This is a genomic window from Streptococcus sp. 22.1, from assembly GCF_016648645.1.
GTDB lineage: Bacteria > Bacillota > Bacilli > Lactobacillales > Streptococcaceae > Streptococcus.
This window is the reverse complement of record NZ_JACLQK010000005.1, coordinates 121155-140191: the sequence shown is the minus strand read 5'-3', so window position 1 is coordinate 140191 and position 19037 is coordinate 121155. Positions and strand designations below refer to the sequence as shown.

Genomic DNA, 19037 nt, shown 5'->3' with positions numbered 1-19037 from the left:
TATAATAGGGTTATGACATTTTTTGATAATCTAAAAAACAAACTTTTTAAAGAAGAAAATAGCGGAAAGGGCAAGGATTCCCAGCCTGCTGAAAAATCGAAGAATTTACAAAATAAGATAAAGGGACTCTTTGCTAAGAAACCTGATGAGGTTGAACAAGCCGTTGAAGACTTAGATATGTCTCAGGAAAGTCAAGAGACGTCACGTTATCAACGTTCTAAGCAAAAGAAACCTATTGATACGACCCAACCTTTAGGTAAGGTTCAGGCGTTCTTGAGCAAGTTTACACTTTCGCCAAGAAATCCTATTCGTCGTTTCTGGCGTCGTTATCATATTGGTAAAATTCTCTTTATCTTGGTAGCAGTGCTAGTTCTGACAGTAGGTTCCTACCTTTTCTATATTGCCAAGACGACCAATGTTTCAGATCTTCAAGATGCCTTGAAAGCAACTACGGTTATCTATGACAAAGAAGGCAATCAAGCTGGTTCTTTGTCAGGGCAAAAAGGGACCTATGTGGAGCTGGATGCCATTAGTGATAGCCTGGAGAATGCTGTTATTGCAACTGAGGACCGTACCTTCTATGAAAATAGCGGGGTTAACGTCAAGCGATTCCTCTTGGCCATTGTATCTATGGGACGCTTTGGTGGTGGCTCGACCATTACCCAACAGTTGGCTAAAAATGCCTTCTTAACACAAGAACAGACAGTCACTCGTAAGGCCAAGGAATTCTTCCTCTCTTTGGAATTAACCAAGAAATACAGCAAGCAAGAAATCCTTACCATGTACCTCAATAATGCCTACTTCGGAAATGGGGTTTGGGGTGTTGAAGATGCTAGTCAAAAATACTTCGGGACAAGTGCTGCCAATCTAACCGTTGATGAAGCAGCGACCCTCGCTGGTATGCTTAAGGGACCTGAAATTTACAACCCAATTGATAATATCAAAAATGCGACCAACCGTAGAAACACTGTCCTCGCCAACATGGTTGATGACAAGAAGTTGAGTCAGGCAGACGCCGACAGTGCGGCTGGAGTTGATATGGCTAGTCGTCTGGATGATACCTATCAAGGGACTGGCGATGACTACAAGTATCCGTCTTACTTTGATGCCGTCATTGAAGAAGCTACGAAAACTTATGGCTTGAGTGAGGATGAAATCGTTAAAAATGGCTACAAAATCTACACAGAGATGGATGCCAACTCACAAGCTAACATGCAGCAAACCTACGAAAATACCTATCTCTTCCCTACATCAGAAAGTGATGGTAGTACAGCTCAGTCAGCTAGTGTGGCACTTGATCCAACAACTGGAGCTGTCCGCGGTCTGGTAGGTCGTGTAGGTGGTACCAGTGATACAACCTTCCGTAACTTTAACTATGCAACTCAAGGGAAGCGTAGTCCTGGTTCAACTATCAAACCTTTAGTGGTCTATGCACCAGCTCTGGCTTCAGGATGGAGCATCAATAAGGATCTTCCGAATAAACCAATCGACTATAATGGCTATACCCCAACCAACTACGGTGGTGTTGAGACAGAGGATGTGCCCATGTATCAAGCTTTGGCCAACTCCTACAATATCCCAGCAGTTTACCTCTTTAATCAAATCGGTATTCAAAAAGGGATCAGTTACGGTCAAAAATTCGGTCTCAACTTTGACAATGTTCCAGAAGAACTGGGAATTTCACTTGGTGGTGGTGTGACAGCTAGTCCTCTTCAAATGGCTCAGGCTTATGCGACCTTTGCTAATGGTGGTGAGATGAACACGGCTTATTTCATCACTAAAATTGAAAATGCCAGTGGTGACATTATTGCTACCCATAGTAAGAAGTCTAAACGTGTTATCAGCCAGTCAGTAGCTAACCAGATGACCAGCATGATGCTTGGTACCTTCTCAAATGGTTCTGCTGTGAATGCCAACTACACAGGTTATACTATGGCAGGTAAGACAGGTACTGTTCAGGCTGAATTTAACAAGGATTTGACTAGTGACCAGTGGGTGATTGGTTATACTCCTGATGTGGTTATGACGACCTGGATCGGTTTTGATAAGACTGACGAGAGTCACTACCTAACAGGGGCTAGCTCGGGAACAGCTTCGACGATTTTCAGCTACATCGCTGCGGATGTTTTGCCAAATACACCAGGTACTGAGTTTACCGTTGAAAATGCCTATGCAGCTGATGGTCAAACACTAGACTATACGGCAGATCCAAATGACTCGCGCAATAGCAGTAACAAGTCATGGACAGACAAGGCATCAGACGTTGTGAATGACGTTAAAGATCAGGCAAGCAGCCTTTGGGATAAGATTACAGACTCCTTCTCAGGTCTATTCAGATAGCTTGTCAATTGCATTTAAAAGTGGTAAGATAAAAAGAACGGAGGCGTTATGGCACAGAAAAAAGCAAGCCTAGCGTGTGCTGAATGTGGGAGCCGAAACTACTCAATTAATGTGAGTAGCACTCCCAAACCAACACGACTAGAAGTTAACAAATTTTGTAAACATTGTAAAAAATACACCTTGCATAAGGAAACAAGATAGGAGACACCGTGAGACAAACTGGAAGTATTTTCAAAGTCTTGAAAGACACGACTTGGCCAGACCGTAAACAACGCTGGCATGATTTTATTTCAGTTCTTGAGTATACTGCGTTCTTCACTGTCATCATCTATGCGTTTGATGAATTGTTGAGTCGCGCTATGTCAGCACTGATTAACTTTTTCTAAAGAAAACACAAAAAGAGTGGGAATGCCTGCTCTTTTTTGTTATAATAAATGCAGATAAAAGCGAGAACGAGGGCCACCAGGCTTTTTTATTACGCTTTGAATTAAACCATAGACATTCATTGACATTTAACACTCGCATCTAGAAGATAGCTAGCCAAAGGTGTTTAAATGTCATTTAGAAAAAAGAAAGGAATCCTAAAATGCTAGATTCATTCGACAAGGGCTGGTTCGTCCTTCAAACCTATTCAGGATACGAAAACAAAGTTAAAGAAAACCTTTTGCAACGTGCCCAAACTTATAACATGCTTGAAAATATCTTGCGTGTTGAAATCCCAACTCAAACGGTCAATGTTGAGAAAAACGGTAAAGTTAAAGAAGTGGAAGAAAACCGCTTCCCTGGTTACGTTCTTGTTGAGATGGTAATGACAGACGAAGCCTGGTTCGTTGTCCGTAATACTCCGAACGTTACTGGTTTCGTTGGTTCTCACGGTAACCGTTCTAAACCAACACCACTTTTGGAAGAAGAAATCCGTCAAATCTTGATTTCAATGGGTCAAACCGTTGATGTCTTTGATACTAATATCAAGGTTGGTGACGTGGTTCAAATCATCGATGGTGCCTTTATGGGTCAAGAAGGCCGTGTTGTAGAAATTGAAAACAACAAGGTTAAAATCATGATTAACATGTTTGGTTCTGAAACAGCTGCTGAACTTGAACTTTACCAAATCGCTGAACTTTAAGATAGATAAAAAGAGGTTGGGCTAAGAGACTTCAACCTTGGAAGACTATCTCATTAAACTTGAGGGAGAGGCTAGAAGCTAGATTTCTGAAATTTAGTTCTGTGTCACTCCCTTTTTTCTAACGGATGATGATGAATTACAAACGATTTTACGATAGGATTAGCGCTCCTTTGCGTTCTTACGCTAAGGTTTTAGAAGGGTTGAACAAGCTTATAACTAGGACTTTTTACCTGCTTTTCCCTATATTTCTTATTTGGGTATGGCTAAGGAATGGTTGGTTTGTTCTCTCTACGACAGTGCTTATTATGGGAGGAGGCTTTTTCCTTCTTTCTCTTGGTCGTAGCCTCTATAATCGACCGCGTCCATACCAGACCTGGGCTATTCAACCCCTTATTAAGAAGGACAGTCTGGGTAAGTCCTTTCCCAGTCGGCATGTTTTCTCAGCGACTGTCATTGCTATGTTGGCACTGACGCTTAACCCCTGGCTAGGTGGGGCTATGCTTTTTCTGGCGGGCGCTCTAGCTCTTCTGCGCGTGCTAGGTGGTGTCCACTATCCTAGTGATGTTTTGGCAGGCTATGCCATTGGGATTCTTGTAGGTCTCCTTCTTTATCTTTAGAAAATTTGGGTCTTCTTCGAGAGAGGAAGGCTTTTTTCGTTGAAAAAGGAAAGGCACCTCTAGGGCACCTTTCCTTTTGTTCTAAAATTCGAGTTGGCAATTAAAGGCTGTTCCCACCATTAGATATTAGCTTAGTTTAGGACATGTTCTGTAATGGCTTGAGCGACTCCATGCTCATCATTTGAAGCCGTTACTAAGTTTGCAGTTTCCTTAACCCCTTCAGGTGCATTGCCCATAGCAATTCCTAGGCCAGCTAGAGCTAGCATAGGACTATCGTTGAAGTTATCTCCGATAGTCATGACTTGTTCAAGAGGAAGGTCATAATATTTGGCAAGCTCAAGGAGAGCATGTTCTTTAGAAACATGTTTGGCAGTGACTTCAAGGTAGTTATCTTTAGATAAGTAGAAGGCTGTCTGTGGAAAATCCATGCTTAGGAGTTTTTGGTGGAGGTCCTGGATAACTTCAGGCTCATCAATCAACAATAGCTTGTGGATAGGTGGTTCTGAGTCTGAGACCGTGTCTTGCAGTTCCTTAATGATAGGAGATTCACCCGTAATACTTCCTTCTAGCTGAGACCATTTGTCTAGTTCGTTGGTGATCCAGTCCTTGCCAGAGTAGATATTCACAGAGACACTTGGATAATCTGTGGATAAGTAGTTAAGAAGTTCTTGGATTTCAGCTTTATCCACAGGGTGTTGTATGATAGTACGATCCCCCTCAAGTACTAAGGCACCGTTGTAGCAAGCGATGGGATTGTCATGAAGTCCCAGTTTATGAGCAATTGGTTGCATCCCTAGTGGAGAACGGGCAGAAGCTAAAACAAAGGGAATATTTGCCTTTTCAAGCTCTGGCATTACCTCAATCAGTTGCTCATCCACCTGGTGGTTACTAGTGAGAATAGTGCCATCAATGTCACTGATAATCAAACGAATATTACTCATAATCGCTATCCTTTCCATCGTATAAAATCGTTACTTTATCTTTAAGAGACTCGACCAAATCAGGATCAGGTTCTTTATCTGTAATCCAGTAGTCAAAGTCTTCAATTTTGCTCAAGATATATTTGGAGTGCTTTTCATATTTATCAGATTCAGCAATAAGAATCTTGGTTCTAGCAGCTTGCATGGCCAGTTGTTTGACAGCAACGTCTTCTTCATCTTCATAGCTGACCACTCCTTGACTGAGACTAGCCGCTCCGAAGAAGGCTAAGTCAAACTGTAGATGTTGCAAGAGCTGAGTTTCGTGAAGCGAATAGTAGAAGCGGTTTTTGCTGTAAAATCTTCCTCCCAAGAGATGAAAGTCGATTCCTTCTTTGCCACTTAGGACCAAGGCATTATCCAAAGAGTGGGAGTAGACAGTTACGCTCTTAGTCAATTTTTGTGAAACTTCAAGCATCAAGGTAGAGACATCGAAGAAGAGAAGAGATTGGTCTTTGACAAAGCTAAGCGCTAGGTCTGCCATTTTTTTCTTGTCTTCAGTGAGTCCTTTCTGACGTTCCTGGAAGCCAAGAACAGTGGTATTTTTAACTGGAAGAATGCCACCATGGGTACGCTGAGCCAGATTCCTCTGGCTGAGGCAGTCGAAATCTCTTCTGACGGTATCTTTGGAAACACCCAATGCGTCAACCATTTCCTTGACAGAAAGGCTTCCTCGCTCTTCCAAGAGTGTTAATATTTTCTCTAATCGTTGTTCCTGATACATGTGTCACCTTCTTTCTGATACTAGTATAGCATCTTTTTGCTTTTTTGCAACACAAAAACGCAAAAAAACTTAAAAAGAATGAAAAAGATGCAAAATAGACTTAGGTGAATTTGCCTTTTAAAGTTCCTTTATCATCTTTAAAAATCCTTCAAAAATGCTATAATAGAAGCATTACGAATATTGGAGAGAAACCATGAGTTTTTACAATCATAAAGAAATCGAGCCTAAGTGGCAAAAATACTGGGCTGACAATCACACTTTTGAGACAGGAACAGATGCCTCAAAACCTAAGTTTTATGCGCTTGACATGTTCCCTTATCCATCTGGAGCGGGTCTTCACGTAGGACACCCAGAAGGCTACACAGCGACTGATATCCTTAGCCGTTTCAAACGTGCGCAAGGTTACAATGTCCTTCACCCAATGGGATGGGATGCCTTTGGCTTGCCTGCAGAGCAATACGCTATGGATACAGGAAATGACCCAGCGGAATTCACAGCAGAAAACATTGCCAACTTCAAACGCCAAATCAATGCGCTTGGCTTCTCTTACGACTGGGACCGTGAAGTCAATACTACAGATCCGAACTACTACAAGTGGACGCAATGGATCTTCACCAAGCTTTACGAAAAAGGTTTGGCTTATGAAGCAGAAGTGCCAGTAAACTGGGTTGAAGAATTGGGAACAGCTATCGCCAACGAAGAAGTTCTTCCAGATGGAACATCTGAGCGTGGTGGCTATCCAGTTGTCCGCAAACCAATGCGCCAATGGATGCTCAAAATCACTGCCTATGCTGAGCGCTTGCTCAATGACTTGGATGACCTTGACTGGCCAGAGTCTATCAAGGACATGCAACGCAACTGGATTGGTAAATCAACTGGTGCCAATGTCACTTTCAAAGTAAAAGGTACTGACAAGGAATTCACCGTCTTTACGACTCGTCCAGATACTCTTTTTGGTGCGACCTTCACTGTTTTGGCGCCAGAGCATGACTTGGTAGATGCCATTACAACACCTGAACAAGCTGAGGCTGTAGCTGACTACAAACACCAAGCCAGCCTTAAATCAGACTTGGCTCGTACAGACCTTGCTAAGGAAAAAACAGGGGTTTGGACTGGTGCTTATGCCGTCAACCCTGTCAATGGGAAAGAAATCCCAATCTGGATTGCGGACTATGTTCTTGCTAGCTACGGAACAGGTGCTGTTATGGCTGTACCTGCCCACGATGAGCGTGACTGGGAATTTGCAAAACAGTTTGACCTTCCAATCGTTGAAGTCTTGGAAGGTGGGAACGTTGAAGAGGCTGCTTACACAGAAGATGGCCTTCACGTCAACTCTGACTTCTTGAACGGTCTCAACAAAGAAGAAGCGATTGCTAAAATCGTGGCTTGGTTGGAAGAAAAAGGCTTTGGTCAAGAAAAGATCACTTACCGTCTTCGTGACTGGCTCTTTAGCCGTCAACGTTACTGGGGTGAACCAATCCCAATTATTCATTGGGAAGATGGTACTTCGACAGCTGTTCCAGAAAGTGAACTCCCACTTGTCTTGCCAGTAACCAAGGACATCCGCCCTTCAGGTACTGGTGAAAGCCCATTGGCTAACTTGACAGACTGGCTTGAAGTGACTCGTGAGGATGGTGTCAAAGGTCGTCGTGAGACGAATACGATGCCACAATGGGCAGGTTCAAGCTGGTACTACCTCCGCTATATCGATCCACACAACACAGAGAAATTGGCTGACGAGGACCTTCTCAAACAATGGTTGCCAGTCGATATTTATGTGGGTGGTGCTGAACACGCCGTACTCCACTTGCTTTACGCTCGTTTCTGGCACAAATTCCTCTATGACCTTGGTGTTGTACCTACTAAGGAGCCATTCCAAAAACTCTTCAACCAAGGAATGATCTTGGGAACAAGTTACCGTGATCACCGTGGAGCTCTTGTGGCAACTGACAAGGTTGAAAAACGTGACGGTTCCTTCTTCCATGTGGAAACAGGGGAAGAGTTGGAGCAAGCACCAGCCAAGATGTCTAAATCCCTCAAGAACGTTGTCAACCCAGACGATGTGGTGGAACAATACGGTGCTGATACCCTTCGTGTCTATGAAATGTTCATGGGACCACTCGATGCTTCAATCGCTTGGTCTGAAGAAGGTTTGGAAGGAAGCCGTAAATTCCTAGACCGTGTTTACCGTTTGATTACAAGTAAAGAGATTGTTGCGGAAAACAATGGCGCTCTTGACAAGGTTTATAACGAAACTGTTAAATCTGTTACTGAGCAAATCGAGTCTATGAAATTCAACACAGCCATTGCTCAGCTCATGGTCTTTGTTAATGCTGCCAATAAGGAAGATAAACTCTATGTGGATTACGCCAAAGGCTTTATCCAATTGATTGCCCCATTTGCGCCTCACTTGGCGGAAGAACTCTGGCAAACAGTCGCAGAAACAGGTGAGTCTATCTCTTATGTAGCTTGGCCAACATGGGATGAAAGCAAATTGGTTGAAGACGAAATCGAAATCGTCGTTCAAATCAAAGGTAAAGTCCGTGCCAAACTCATGGTTGCTAAAGACCTTTCACGTGAAGAGTTGCAAGAAGTCGCTCTTGCTAATGAAAAAGTCAAAGCAGAGATTGATGGCAAGGAAATCGTGAAAGTGATTGCGGTACCTAATAAACTCGTTAATATTGTTGTAAAATAAAAATAAATCCTTTGGAGCTTAGCTCTGGAGGATTTTTTTAGGCTCAGCTTGACAAGAAATAGTAGTTTTGTTAATGTTGTTAACAAAAAGAGGGACACTATGAATAAGAAAGAACTGCATAAGTTTAATAATCGTTTTAACAGTTTTGTTTTAGCATTTGAACAGTTGAAAAAAGATCAACATCGGAACAGTATTGATAAATCAATCACTATTAATGAAGTCCATTTGATTGACCTAATAGGTCGGAATCAGCCTGTGAATTTAGTGAAATTATCTGAGTTACTTGAAGTCTCTAGGAGTGCCATTACTCAGAGTGTTAGACGTTTAACCAAGAAAGATCTCGTTTCTTTTGAATTTGCACCAGATAATGAAAAAAATAAATATCTGATATTATCCCAAAAAGGGGTTGACGTTTTTAATATCCATAAAGAGCAGCAAGAACATATTGAGACAGCCATTTTTTCAGTTTTAAGAAACTATAGTGAGGAGGATCTTCAAATGGTTATGAAATTGATGGATGATGTTGAAAAGGTATGGCAAGAATTACCGTGGTAAAAATCACGGTAATTTTAAAACTATATTGTTAATTGTATTAACAAAAAAGAGGAAGATATGAATATAAAAATTGAACTGATCTCAGAGTCTGATTTAGCAGACGAATCTTTTAATATTGTCATCGATGGCTTAAAACCAAGAGAAATATATCGAGTCGAAATGTTTCTATCCGATTATTATTGTATCAATGCTCCCATGCTTTTAGCTCATGATGTTTTATGGAAATCAGCAGCGACTTTTGTATCAGATAAGAATGGTATTATTGATATTTCACAAACTCCATCTTGTTCTGGCTCTTATGAAGATATTGCAACAATGGGGTTATTCTTTAATGCCAAACCTTTGACCAATAGGAAAAAGAAACTTCCAAACTCTCTTTCTAAAATTCCCTTATTAGATCACTTTTTTGTGGAAATCAAAATTATACAAGGTAATACTGTCGTCGCAGAGAGAACTTTCACAAGACATTACATGAGTTCGCAAATTAGTCATCAAGATATTTACGGGAAACATTTTCAAGGGAGACTCTTTTATGATAAAAAGGCAATGAAAGCACCAGCATTGATTATTGTGAGCGGTAGTGAAGGAAGGATTGAAAAGGCACAGAATATAGCTCAGCTTTTATCTTCTAGAGGTTATATTTGCCTAGCAGTTGCCTACTTTGGTTTAGAGGGGTTGCCAAAACATTTGGAACGTATTCCTTTAGAGTGCCTTGTGGAAGCAAAGTATTATCTACGTCAGCATCCTCAAGTAGATAGTGAAAAAATTGGACTCTATGGACGTTCTAAGGGAGCAGAGTTAGTTTTAGCTGAGGAGAGCATTTTTAATGACGTTCAATGTTTGGTACTAAATTCACCCTCTGATGTGGTATATGAAGGGATAAAAGGAAAATGGAACTCTCATACTTCTTCTTGGACGCATTTGCAAAAAGAACTTCCTTATCAAAAGTTTCGACTTAGAGATTATCTGTTCAGCAAACTTTTAAAAAAATCCTTCCCTAAAGATTGCTCTGCTAGGATAGATATTGGTCAAATGTATTCACCAATCTTACTGCTCGGAAGTACTGTTGATGAAATATGGGATGCCTCGTCAGCAATTGATGATATTGTCTCACATTATAAAGGACACCACATTACATTTAAAAAATATCATGAAACAGGTCACATGTTGACAGTGGCTTATCAACCCAATCATCGCTATCGAAAAGATTGGCGTTTACTGATGAAAGAGAGTAAGGATTCTTGGTTGGCTACAATTCATTTTTTTGATAGGCATTTGAAGAAGCGATAACATAAGATTATAAATATGCTATAATAGTCCCAACTAAGATAAAAACACAGTTCTGGTTGGTAGTCCAGACGTAGGCAAGCCTATCAGTAACCTTCCTCCTTGGTTGTCCATTCTTAGGGATAGATTTAAGGAGGTGCTGTCGTGGAAACAATTTCAATTGGATTGACAGTTTATTTTGAAGATGGTTTTTGGCATGGTTTGTTCGAACAAGTGTATCGAGAAACTTATAAAGTTTGTCGTGTGACATTTGGTCAGGAGCCAAAAGATGATGAAATTCTAGAGATTTTACAGACTCAGTTTACTCAGTTATCTTTTAGTCCAGAAGCTATAGTTAAGCAACATGTAAAAATCAAGAATCCTAAACGATTACAGCGAGCTGTGAAGAAACAAGTAAAGCAGAAAGTTTCTTCTAAGTCGAAAGAACTATTGCAGTTGCAGTATGAGGCAAGGAAAAAGATTTCAAAACATCAATCTAGTGTCCAAAAACAATTGTTCAAACAAGAGAAATTTGAACGCAAACAGCAAAAACGAAGAGACAAGCATAAAGGACATTAATGTGTTTCTCTTTATAGAAACAGCTCTTTTCTAAATAGAAAGGAGCTGTTTTACTAGTATTGAAGAATAGATTTCAACTATTTCCTAATCTAGTGACTTATCATCAAAAGTTTTACTGATGATAGTTTCAAATTCTGGACAATACTTACTTGCCTCAAATTCAATGATTTCATATTGAGCAATCTCATTTTGATAGAATGGATCGTGTGTAATGATTTTTTGAACAGCTTCTTTATTTTTAGCTCTCACGAGAATGATACCACCGGTTCTTGGATTTTTCCTTCCAGATGCAATAAAAAGACCTTTTGTATAATACTGATTTAAAAAATCTATGTGTTTTTCTAAGTATTTTTCAACTGCATCAAGGGGCTTAATATAGGTAAGATTTACAATAAACATAAGTGACTCCTTTAAAATGAATGATAAATAGATTATAATACTCTACAAACAAATTGAATAGTAGGCACATTTTTGTAAGGAGAAAAAATGTTAACAAATAAAAACTGGAATTGCAGTATGTCTCGGGTCTTAGATGTGGTTGGTGGGAAATGGAGAATGAATATATTATGGGTTATAAACAAGCATAAGAAAGTTCGTTTCAATCAATTGAGAAGAGAAGTTGAAGGGATTACAACTATCAGTTTGACACGTGGACTAGATGTTTTAATAGAGAACCAATTGGTTGAGAAATATGATTTTGAAACTATGCCACTCCATACAGAATATGGGCTGACAGAAAAAGGCAAGTCACTGATGCCGATTTTAAAGGACTTGAATCAATGGGGAAAAGAATGGCTGCAATAAATTTTCTCCTCATTTTAATCTCTTCCGTATCGCCACTTAGCTCTTCATTTTGACCACTTATCCCCCAAAGCCGTTTTTTAAACGGCTTTTTTGCTAGACTGGTTCTATCAAAAGGAGAGAGAACATGATATTACAAGCTAAAAACATAAGCAAACGGTATGGGAACCACCTTGCTGTTGATAATATTCAATTACAATTTAAAAGAGGGACCTTCAATGCAATTCTAGGACCAAATGGGGCGGGGAAATCAACGACGATTTCCATGTTGATTGGTTTGAAACAGCCAACGAAAGGTGAAATCATCTACGAACCAGGTACTAAAATTGGTGTGGTCTTCCAAACCAGTGTTTTAGATGAGATGCTGACGGTTAGGGAAAATCTGACCATTCGTGCGAAACAGTATAAAGGCTTAAAACCCGATCGTGTGTCTGATCTTATTGATCGGCTAGGCCTATCAGCTTTCCAAAAACAGAAATATGGGACTCTTTCAGGTGGCCAAAAGCGTCGGGTTGACATTGCGCGTGCCCTGCTCTCACAACCAGATATTCTTTTCTTAGACGAACCAACGACAGGTTTAGACATTCAAACCCGGAAGTCTATTTGGGATTTGCTCTATCAATTGCAGAGAGAAGAGGGGATGACCGTTGTACTGACCACGCATTATCTTGACGAAGCAGATGAAGCTGATCAGATTTATATTGTGGACCATGGGAAAGTGATCGCTCAGGGATCGGCATTAGATATTAAGAGCCAGTATGCAAGAAACATCTTGAAGATTCGTTTCAAGGAGATGCAGCAGATAGAAAGTCTTAAAACTTCGGGAATGTCAGTGGAGCGACAGGGACCATTAGAGTATGTTTTTCAACCTGAGAGTGAAAGGCAAGCCATTGATTACCTGGCGCAAGTTGGAGATAGAATAGCCCATTTTGAGTTTCGTCCAGGGACCATGGATGATGCCTTTATTGCACTTACAGGAAGGGAGGTTCGCTAATGATAGCCTTACTAAAGCGAAATTTTCTATTGTACTTCAGGAATCGTTCAGGAGTTTTCTTCTCTCTGTTGGGTGCCTTGATTTCCTTTATTCTTTATATTATTTTTCTTCAAAAAAATCTAACAGATGCTTGGGCTCAGCTCCCCAATAGTGGCCCTTTGTTAAATAATTGGTTGATGAGTGGGACGCTAGCTGTGACAGGGATTACGACGAGTCTGGCTGCCCTAACTCAGTTGGTAAAGGACCGTGAACATCAAGTAGATAAGGATCTTTATTTATCGAATCAAGGGAAGTGGCGGTTACCATTTTCGTATCTAGCGAGTGCAATCATCATTTCTTTTGCCATGCAGGTCCTTATGTATGTGCTGATGTGTGGCTATTTTAGAGAAGTTCCAAAATTATCCATACTACCCGAACTTCTCCTCATTATGCTGCTTAGTAGCGTGCTTTCTAGCTTAGTGAATGCCATTTTTGTTTACTTTTTCCAATCCGTAGACAGTCTTGGAAAGTTTGCGACCATAGTGGGGACAGCTTCTGGTTTTTTGGTAGGAACTTATGTACCTTTGGGCGTTCTACCTGATTTTGCACAACTACTAATGAAATGTACTCCAGCAACTTATATTGCTGCACTTTATCGGCAAGTCCTCATGAAAGAAACATTAAGTGAGACCTTTAAAGGTCAAGATAACCTTCTTCAAGAGTTTCGAGAAAAAATGGGCATTCAGCTCAAGTGGCAAGGTTTGTTGACAAAGGAAAATACTTACCTTATAGTGTTAGGAGGTATTCTTCTAGCAAGTATTCTTTGGATTGTTTTAGTGAAAAGAACTAGCCAGAAAAAATAAGTGAGAGTTGGAATAGGAATGAAACTTCGTTTTGAAGAAAAATCAGATATTTCGGCAAAGGATCCCTGTGTGGTCATCCAAGCAGAGCGATTGTCTGATCAAGCACGAGAGGTAATGGATTATCTCGAACAATTTTCAGTTGTAAATCAAGTGGTGATTCCTATTAAAACGGATGATCATTTGGTTATGGTAAAAATTGATGACATTATCCTAGCTGAGATTGATAAGAATGTGTTAACGATTTATACCGTAAACAATACCTATACGATGAGAGAGACACTGACAAACTTTCAGCATCGCATCAATCGTCGAAGTTTTTTACAGATATCACGTCATGCTGTTATGAATATAGACCATTTGGAGTCCCTATCAGATAGTTTTTCTGGCAATATGATGGCTAAAATGACAGGTGGAGTGAAGTCCAGTGTCAGCCGAAAATATGTCAAATCCTTGATGGATTATTTAGGGGTGTAGGAGGAACCAATGAAACGTTTAATTGCTTATTTTGTATCCGGCGTGAGAACGGGATCGTTCTTTTACCTTGCACTCCTTTTACTTGGTCAATTATTTCCGCAGCTTATCTATCCCAAAGTTAGTGTTGGGAATATTTTAGCCCTCTTTATGATGAGTGGTTTGATGGGAATGCTCTCGTGGATTTTGGAAGAGCTTGACCGCATGTCGTACAGACTTAGAGTAATCTTGCATTTCTTGTTGACGGCGATTGTACTTACACTGACTTGCCTACTATCAGGCTGGTATGAGGCTTTAACGAACCCTGCTATCTGGATTGTTTTCATTTCCGTTTATAGTATTATCTGGCTTTATCTCATTTGGCAAATGCATATGAGAACACAGCGTATTAATCAAGCTTTACTACATCGTCGAAGCCAGAAAAAGAAAGAAAAGTAATAAATTATAGTAAACTTCAAAAATACTCTTTTTCCTCTTGACCCTCACGCCACGTCATAGCCTATACTCTTAATCAGAGAGGAGTTCTAATGAAATCTGTAAAAGAAGTGAGCCAACTATCAGGTGTCAGTGTGCGCACCCTTCATTATTATGACGAAATTGATTTGCTGAAACCATCAGTTGTTGCTGAAAATGGTTGCCGTTACTATAATCGCGATGCGGTTGTCCGTTTGCAGGAAATATTGCTTTACCGTGAGTTAGACTTTCCTCTCAAAAAAATTAAGGAAATCGTAGGTCAACCAGGTTATGACAAAGTTCAAGCGCTTAGGGATCAGATTAAGCTCTTAGAGCTGAAAAAGTCCCGGTTGGAAGCCGTCATAGCTCATGCCAAGGCCTTACAAATGGAGGAAGAAGAAATGTCATTTGAAGCATTTGATCAAAAAGCTGTAGAAGCCTTTCAGGAAGAAGCTCAGGCTAGATGGGGCCAGACAGAAGCTTATCAAGCTTTTGCGGCTAAGGGAGAGGAGTCCTTCCCTGAAGTTACCAAAGAGATGACTGCAATCATGTCTACCTTTGGACAGCTCAAGGAGTCTAATCCTGGTGACAATAGTGTTCAGGAGCAAGTAAAGGTGTTACATGACTATATTAGTCAGCATTTTTATCCATGTGACCAAACGGTATTAGCTGGTCTCGGTCAGATGTATCAAACAGATAATCGCTTTTCTAGTTTTATTGATAAAGTTGGAGGAGCAGGGACTGCCACTTTTCTCGCAGAAGCTATTCGTATTTATTGTCAATAAACTAAAGCCAAAGTCTTAGGGACTTTGGCTTTTTTCATGCCATAGTGACATTTATGTCACTATTTTTATAATCATTTAATGCTTATAATTAATGTATCGTTTTAGAAGGCGATTAGTTAACTGTTTCTGCTATTTTGCTTGAAATTTTCTTGCAGATAATCAGATATAAACTAATTAAATTCTAACTTAAATCAAATTTACGGAGGAAATCATGTCCATTTTAACCATCGACCACATCTCAAAGTACTATAATCTCGACGGTACGAACCAAGAGCGCGCTTTGAACGATGTTACACTTGAGATTGCACCAGGAAAGATTACTGCTATCTACGGTCCATCTGGCTGTGGTAAGACCAGTCTGCTTAGTATTATTAGTGGCTTGGATAGTCAGTATCAAGGAAATCTTTATTTCAAAAATCAAAACATGAGAGATTTTTCAGAGCGTGACTTGACCTATTTTAGAAAGGCTCACATTGGCTTCGTCTTTCAAAATTTCAATCTTATCTCTCATCAATCAGTCCTTGAAAATGTCAAGATGCCTCTTTACGTTAAAAATATGACTGATAAAGAGATGGCCGAGATTGCGGAAAGGGAGCTTAGCCGTCTTGGAATCGGAGACTTTATCAAGAAAAATGTTAAGCAGCTTTCTGGTGGGCAAAAACAACGTGTGGCCATTGCCCGTGCCCTAGTCAATAATCCAGAAATGATTGTGGCTGATGAACCGACAGGTTCTCTTGATTCTCAGTCTCAGGAAAATGTTCTCGACATTTTTAAAGAGCTAGCCGAGGCAGGTAAAACTGTGATTATCGTAACCCATAACCCTGAAGTGGCGGATTATGCGGATGTTGTCATTAAAATGAAGGATGGTGAAGTCGTTGAAACAATCGAAAAATAAGGGGTTGACCCTCAAGAACAAGCTCAAATTGTCATTGAACAACTTTATGGAACGTAAGTGGCGTAATCTTTTGATTGCGACGGCAACTTCCATTGGTTTTATCGGTGTCCTAATTTCCTTTGGTTTGGGAAATGCTATTGTTGGTATGATTAATGACAGTACCGATGGTGGCAACATTCCATCCCAAATTCAGATCAGTCTTAGTGCTAAATCAGCAGCCAGAGGGGTTCTAAATGCGGATGATGAGAAGTTTATTCGTAATCAGATTAAGAGTGATGACATTAAGTATTTGGAGAGTCCCTTTGGAATGAATATGGCAAGTCTTACCCTTGATGGCAAGACCATGGATTTCAGTAAGGACCTTCCTAACTATTCTCAGGTTATCAGTCTTTACAAGAACACAAAAATCTCTACATCTCGCAATGATAAGGATAAAATTTCAGCTGGGAAACCTTTTAAATCTGAAGATGAAAATGGCTTAACCCTTCCGATGAGTTTTGTCAAACGCTACAACCAAGAAACAGGGAAGAAGCTCAAGGCTAAAGACTTTATCGGTAAAGAAATTTCAGCTCAGATTGTTGAAAATACTGCTGAGGGAACTAAAGTAGCGGATATCAAGACTAAGATTGTCCGTATTGTTGATGACAGCGAGGATGCTGAAGAGAGCAATAGCTATATGCCAGCTAAACAATTGGAAGAATTGCTCAAAGAAAATGGCTTTACCAAAACAGTCTCTTACATGCTTTTGGAGCTCAAAGATCCAGCCAAAACTAAGGAAGTCACTAAAAAATTGCAGAAAAACAAGAAGTATCTGGTTCTTTCACAGCAGGCTATTCTAGATGTCATTATTAAATTCATCCGTGTGATTCAGGCCCTCTTGATTATCCTTTCGTCACAAGCTATCCTAGTTTCAGCTGTCATGATTGGAATTATCATCTATATTAACATCATGCAACGCTCAAAAGAGATTGGTGTTATGAAGGCCGTCGGTTACCTTAATCGTGACGTGAAAGCTATCTTTGTTTATGAGGCACTTTGGATTACGGGTATCTCACTAGCTCTTGCCCTCCTTGTATCGCAGGGAATTGGAAGCTTGGCCAACATGATTGTTTCACATCTCTACCCAAGTGTCAGCAAGGTGTTTGACCTAAATCTGCCCTCAATTCTCATCATGTTTGGCTTCTCACTCTTGATGGGCTATGTGTCAGCCTACCTTCCAGCCCGTAAAATCAGTAAAATGGATCCTGTCGAGTCCCTAAGATATGAATAGAAATGAAGAGTAGTCTCCCTAGGCTACTCTTTTTTTGTTAAAACAAGCATTAGAAAATTCAGAAAATCCAAACAATAATTAACTTTCTGAAAAGTGGAGACAATTGCTCAAAAATGCTATAATAGTCAGCATATACAGGCTATTAATAACAAAAAAAGAAGTACCTATTCGATAGGAGGAATTCCATGTATAAAGATGACAGTTTAACCTTGCACACTGACTTGTATCAAATCAATATGATGCAGGTTTACTTTAACCAAGGTATTCACAATAAAAAGGCCGTTTTCGAAGTTTATTTCCGTCAACTTCCGTTTAAAAATGGCTTTGCTGTATTCGCAGGTCTGGAGCGTATTGTCAACTATCTTGAAAATCTGACCTTCTCAGAAACTGATATTGCTTATCTAAAAGATTTAGGTTATCCTGAGGATTTTCTGGACTATCTAGCCAACCTAAAACTCGAGTTGACTATCAATTCGGCCCTTGAGGGTGATTTGGTATTTGCTAATGAACCGATTTTCCAAGTGGAAGGTCCCTTGGCTCAGTGTCAGCTAGTAGAGACTGCCTTGCTAAATATCCTCAATTACCAGATTCTGATTGCTACTAAGGCAGCTCGTATTCGTTCTGTCATTGAGGATGCTCCTCTGTTAGAATTTGGGACACGTCGTGCACAAGAGATGGATGCAGCAATCTGGGGAACGCGTGCAGCCGTGATTGGTGGTGCTGATGCAACGTCAAATGTACGTGCCGGTAAGATTTTTGGCATCCCAGTTTCTGGTACACATGCCCATGCTCTTGTTCAAGCTTATGGTAACGATTATGATGCCTTTAAAGCCTATGCATCTACTCATAAGGACTGTGTATTCCTTGTAGATACCTATGACACCCTTAAGATTGGTGTACCTAATGCTATCCGTGTCGCTAAAGAGCTAGGTGATAAGATTAATTTCTTGGGTGTTCGTCTTGATTCAGGTGACTTGGCTTATCTATCGAAGCAGGTCCGTAAGCAACTGGATGCAGCTGGTTTCCCTGATGCCAAGATTTACGCTTCAAACGACCTTGATGAAAATACTATCCTTAACTTGAAGATGCAGAAGGCTAAGATTGATGTTTGGGGAGTAGGTACTAAGCTTATCACTGCCTATGACCAACCAGCCTTGGGTGCTGTCTACAAGATTGTTTCAATCGAGGATGATCAGGGAGTCATGCATGATACTATCAAGTTGTCCAATAATGCTGAGAAGGTTTCGACACCAGGTAAGAAGCAAGTTTGGCGTATTACGAGTCGTGCTAAGGGCAAATCAGAAGGTGACTATATCACTTTCGCAGATACGGATGTTAATGCTTTAGATGAAATTAATATGTTCCACCCAACATATACCTACATCAATAAGACTGTTCGTGATTTTGATGCAGTGCCACTCTTGGTCCCAATCTACGACAAGGGGCAACTGATCTATGACTTACCAAGTCTTAATGAAATCAAGGCTTATGCGACTAAGGAATTGGACGAACTTTGGAATGAGTACAAGCGCGTGCTTAACCCTCAAGATTATCCAGTTGACTTGGCTAAAGATGTCTGGGATAACAAGATGACCTTGATTGATAATGTCCGTAAGAAAGCCCATGACTTGTCAGAGTAAAAGGAGA

The 19037-nt window shown here is 40.4% G+C and carries 21 protein-coding genes; 18 read left to right on the top strand and 3 right to left on the bottom strand.

Annotation, left to right across the window (positions count from 1 at the left end):
• Positions 1-12 precede the first annotated feature (12 nt).
• The 5 genes from pbp2a to H7U04_RS04045 all read left to right on the top strand — a co-directional run bounded on the left by pbp2a (position 13) and on the right by H7U04_RS04045 (position 4083).
• Positions 13-2340 (top strand): penicillin-binding protein PBP2A, encoded by a 2328-nt coding sequence (pbp2a, locus tag H7U04_RS04065; RefSeq protein WP_060972214.1) that lies wholly within the window; start codon positions 13-15, stop codon positions 2338-2340.
• Between the two features lie 48 nt (positions 2341-2388).
• A complete protein-coding gene (gene rpmG, locus H7U04_RS04060; protein WP_002886472.1) occupies positions 2389-2541 on the top strand; it encodes a 50S ribosomal protein L33 in 153 nt (50 codons plus the stop codon).
• An 8-nt stretch (positions 2542-2549) separates the two neighbouring features.
• A complete protein-coding gene (secE, locus tag H7U04_RS04055; protein ID WP_002883656.1) occupies positions 2550-2726 on the top strand; it encodes a preprotein translocase subunit SecE in 177 nt (58 codons plus the stop codon).
• 200 nt (positions 2727-2926) lie between these two features.
• Entirely contained in the window at positions 2927-3466 is a 540-nt protein-coding gene (nusG, locus tag H7U04_RS04050; RefSeq protein WP_002883644.1) for a transcription termination/antitermination protein NusG, read from the top strand.
• A 128-nt stretch (positions 3467-3594) separates the two neighbouring features.
• Positions 3595-4083 carry a phosphatase PAP2 family protein gene (locus H7U04_RS04045; RefSeq protein WP_060972213.1) on the top strand — a complete coding sequence of 163 codons (489 nt, stop codon included), beginning with the start codon at positions 3595-3597 and terminating at the stop codon, positions 4081-4083.
• A gap of 131 nt (positions 4084-4214) precedes the next feature.
• Here H7U04_RS04045 and H7U04_RS04040 read toward each other — a convergent pair whose 3' ends face one another.
• Both H7U04_RS04040 and H7U04_RS04035 read right to left on the bottom strand, forming a co-directional pair.
• Positions 4215-5024, bottom strand: coding sequence for a Cof-type HAD-IIB family hydrolase (locus tag H7U04_RS04040; protein WP_060972212.1), 810 nt, complete (start codon positions 5022-5024; stop codon positions 4215-4217).
• Positions 5017-5784 carry a DeoR/GlpR family DNA-binding transcription regulator gene (locus tag H7U04_RS04035; RefSeq protein ID WP_060972211.1) on the bottom strand — a complete coding sequence of 256 codons (768 nt, stop codon included), beginning with the start codon at positions 5782-5784 and terminating at the stop codon, positions 5017-5019. The genes H7U04_RS04040 and H7U04_RS04035 overlap by 8 nt, the downstream gene beginning before the upstream one ends.
• A 193-nt stretch (positions 5785-5977) precedes the next feature.
• Here H7U04_RS04035 and leuS point away from each other — a divergent pair, with 193 nt between their 5' ends.
• From leuS to H7U04_RS04015, 4 genes are all read left to right on the top strand, one after another.
• Positions 5978-8479, top strand: coding sequence for a leucine--tRNA ligase (gene leuS, locus H7U04_RS04030; protein ID WP_060972210.1), 2502 nt, complete (start codon positions 5978-5980; stop codon positions 8477-8479).
• Positions 8480-8578: 99 nt separating this feature from the next.
• On the top strand, positions 8579-9034 hold the full coding sequence (locus H7U04_RS04025; RefSeq protein ID WP_045771710.1) for a MarR family winged helix-turn-helix transcriptional regulator: 456 nt from the start codon (positions 8579-8581) through the stop codon (positions 9032-9034).
• Positions 9035-9091: 57 nt separating this feature from the next.
• Complete coding sequence (locus H7U04_RS04020; RefSeq protein ID WP_060972209.1) at positions 9092-10324, top strand: acyl-CoA thioesterase/bile acid-CoA:amino acid N-acyltransferase family protein; 1233 nt, start codon at positions 9092-9094, stop codon at positions 10322-10324.
• Between the two features lie 141 nt (positions 10325-10465).
• The gene (locus H7U04_RS04015; protein WP_060972208.1) at positions 10466-10879 is read left to right on the top strand and encodes a YjdF family protein; all 414 of its coding nucleotides are present in this window, start codon (positions 10466-10468) and stop codon (positions 10877-10879) included.
• 84 nt (positions 10880-10963) lie between these two features.
• On the opposite strand, the gene H7U04_RS04010 is transcribed toward H7U04_RS04015, so the two are convergent.
• On the bottom strand, positions 10964-11278 hold the full coding sequence (locus H7U04_RS04010) for a YciI family protein (protein ID WP_060972207.1): 315 nt from the start codon (positions 11276-11278) through the stop codon (positions 10964-10966).
• 87 nt (positions 11279-11365) lie between these two features.
• Between H7U04_RS04010 and H7U04_RS04005 the strand changes: the two genes are divergently transcribed.
• The 9 genes from H7U04_RS04005 to H7U04_RS03965 all read left to right on the top strand — a co-directional run bounded on the left by H7U04_RS04005 (position 11366) and on the right by H7U04_RS03965 (position 19030).
• Positions 11366-11683, top strand: coding sequence for a winged helix-turn-helix transcriptional regulator (locus H7U04_RS04005; RefSeq protein ID WP_060972206.1), 318 nt, complete (start codon positions 11366-11368; stop codon positions 11681-11683).
• A 124-nt stretch (positions 11684-11807) separates the two neighbouring features.
• Positions 11808-12674, top strand: coding sequence for an ATP-binding cassette domain-containing protein (locus H7U04_RS04000; RefSeq protein ID WP_060972205.1), 867 nt, complete (start codon positions 11808-11810; stop codon positions 12672-12674).
• Positions 12674-13516 carry an ABC transporter permease gene (locus H7U04_RS03995; RefSeq protein WP_060972204.1) on the top strand — a complete coding sequence of 281 codons (843 nt, stop codon included), beginning with the start codon at positions 12674-12676 and terminating at the stop codon, positions 13514-13516. Before H7U04_RS04000 ends, H7U04_RS03995 begins: the two co-directional genes overlap by 1 nt.
• Positions 13517-13534: 18 nt before the next feature.
• Positions 13535-13990 (top strand): LytTR family DNA-binding domain-containing protein, encoded by a 456-nt coding sequence (locus tag H7U04_RS03990; protein ID WP_002886486.1) that lies wholly within the window; start codon positions 13535-13537, stop codon positions 13988-13990.
• A gap of 9 nt (positions 13991-13999) precedes the next feature.
• A complete protein-coding gene (locus tag H7U04_RS03985; RefSeq protein WP_014633849.1) occupies positions 14000-14425 on the top strand; it encodes a DUF3021 domain-containing protein in 426 nt (141 codons plus the stop codon).
• A gap of 89 nt (positions 14426-14514) precedes the next feature.
• Entirely contained in the window at positions 14515-15225 is a 711-nt protein-coding gene (locus H7U04_RS03980; protein ID WP_060972203.1) for a MerR family transcriptional regulator, read from the top strand.
• Positions 15226-15436: 211 nt separating this feature from the next.
• The gene (locus tag H7U04_RS03975) at positions 15437-16120 is read left to right on the top strand and encodes an ABC transporter ATP-binding protein (protein WP_021143517.1); all 684 of its coding nucleotides are present in this window, start codon (positions 15437-15439) and stop codon (positions 16118-16120) included.
• Positions 16089-17390: an ABC transporter permease gene (locus H7U04_RS03970; protein ID WP_082757404.1), complete on the top strand. Its 1302-nt coding sequence runs from the start codon at positions 16089-16091 to the stop codon at positions 17388-17390. Before H7U04_RS03975 ends, H7U04_RS03970 begins: the two co-directional genes overlap by 32 nt.
• Before the next feature lie 185 nt (positions 17391-17575).
• Positions 17576-19030 carry a nicotinate phosphoribosyltransferase gene (locus H7U04_RS03965; protein ID WP_110980921.1) on the top strand — a complete coding sequence of 485 codons (1455 nt, stop codon included), beginning with the start codon at positions 17576-17578 and terminating at the stop codon, positions 19028-19030.
• The last annotated feature ends 7 nt before the right edge of the window (positions 19031-19037 follow it).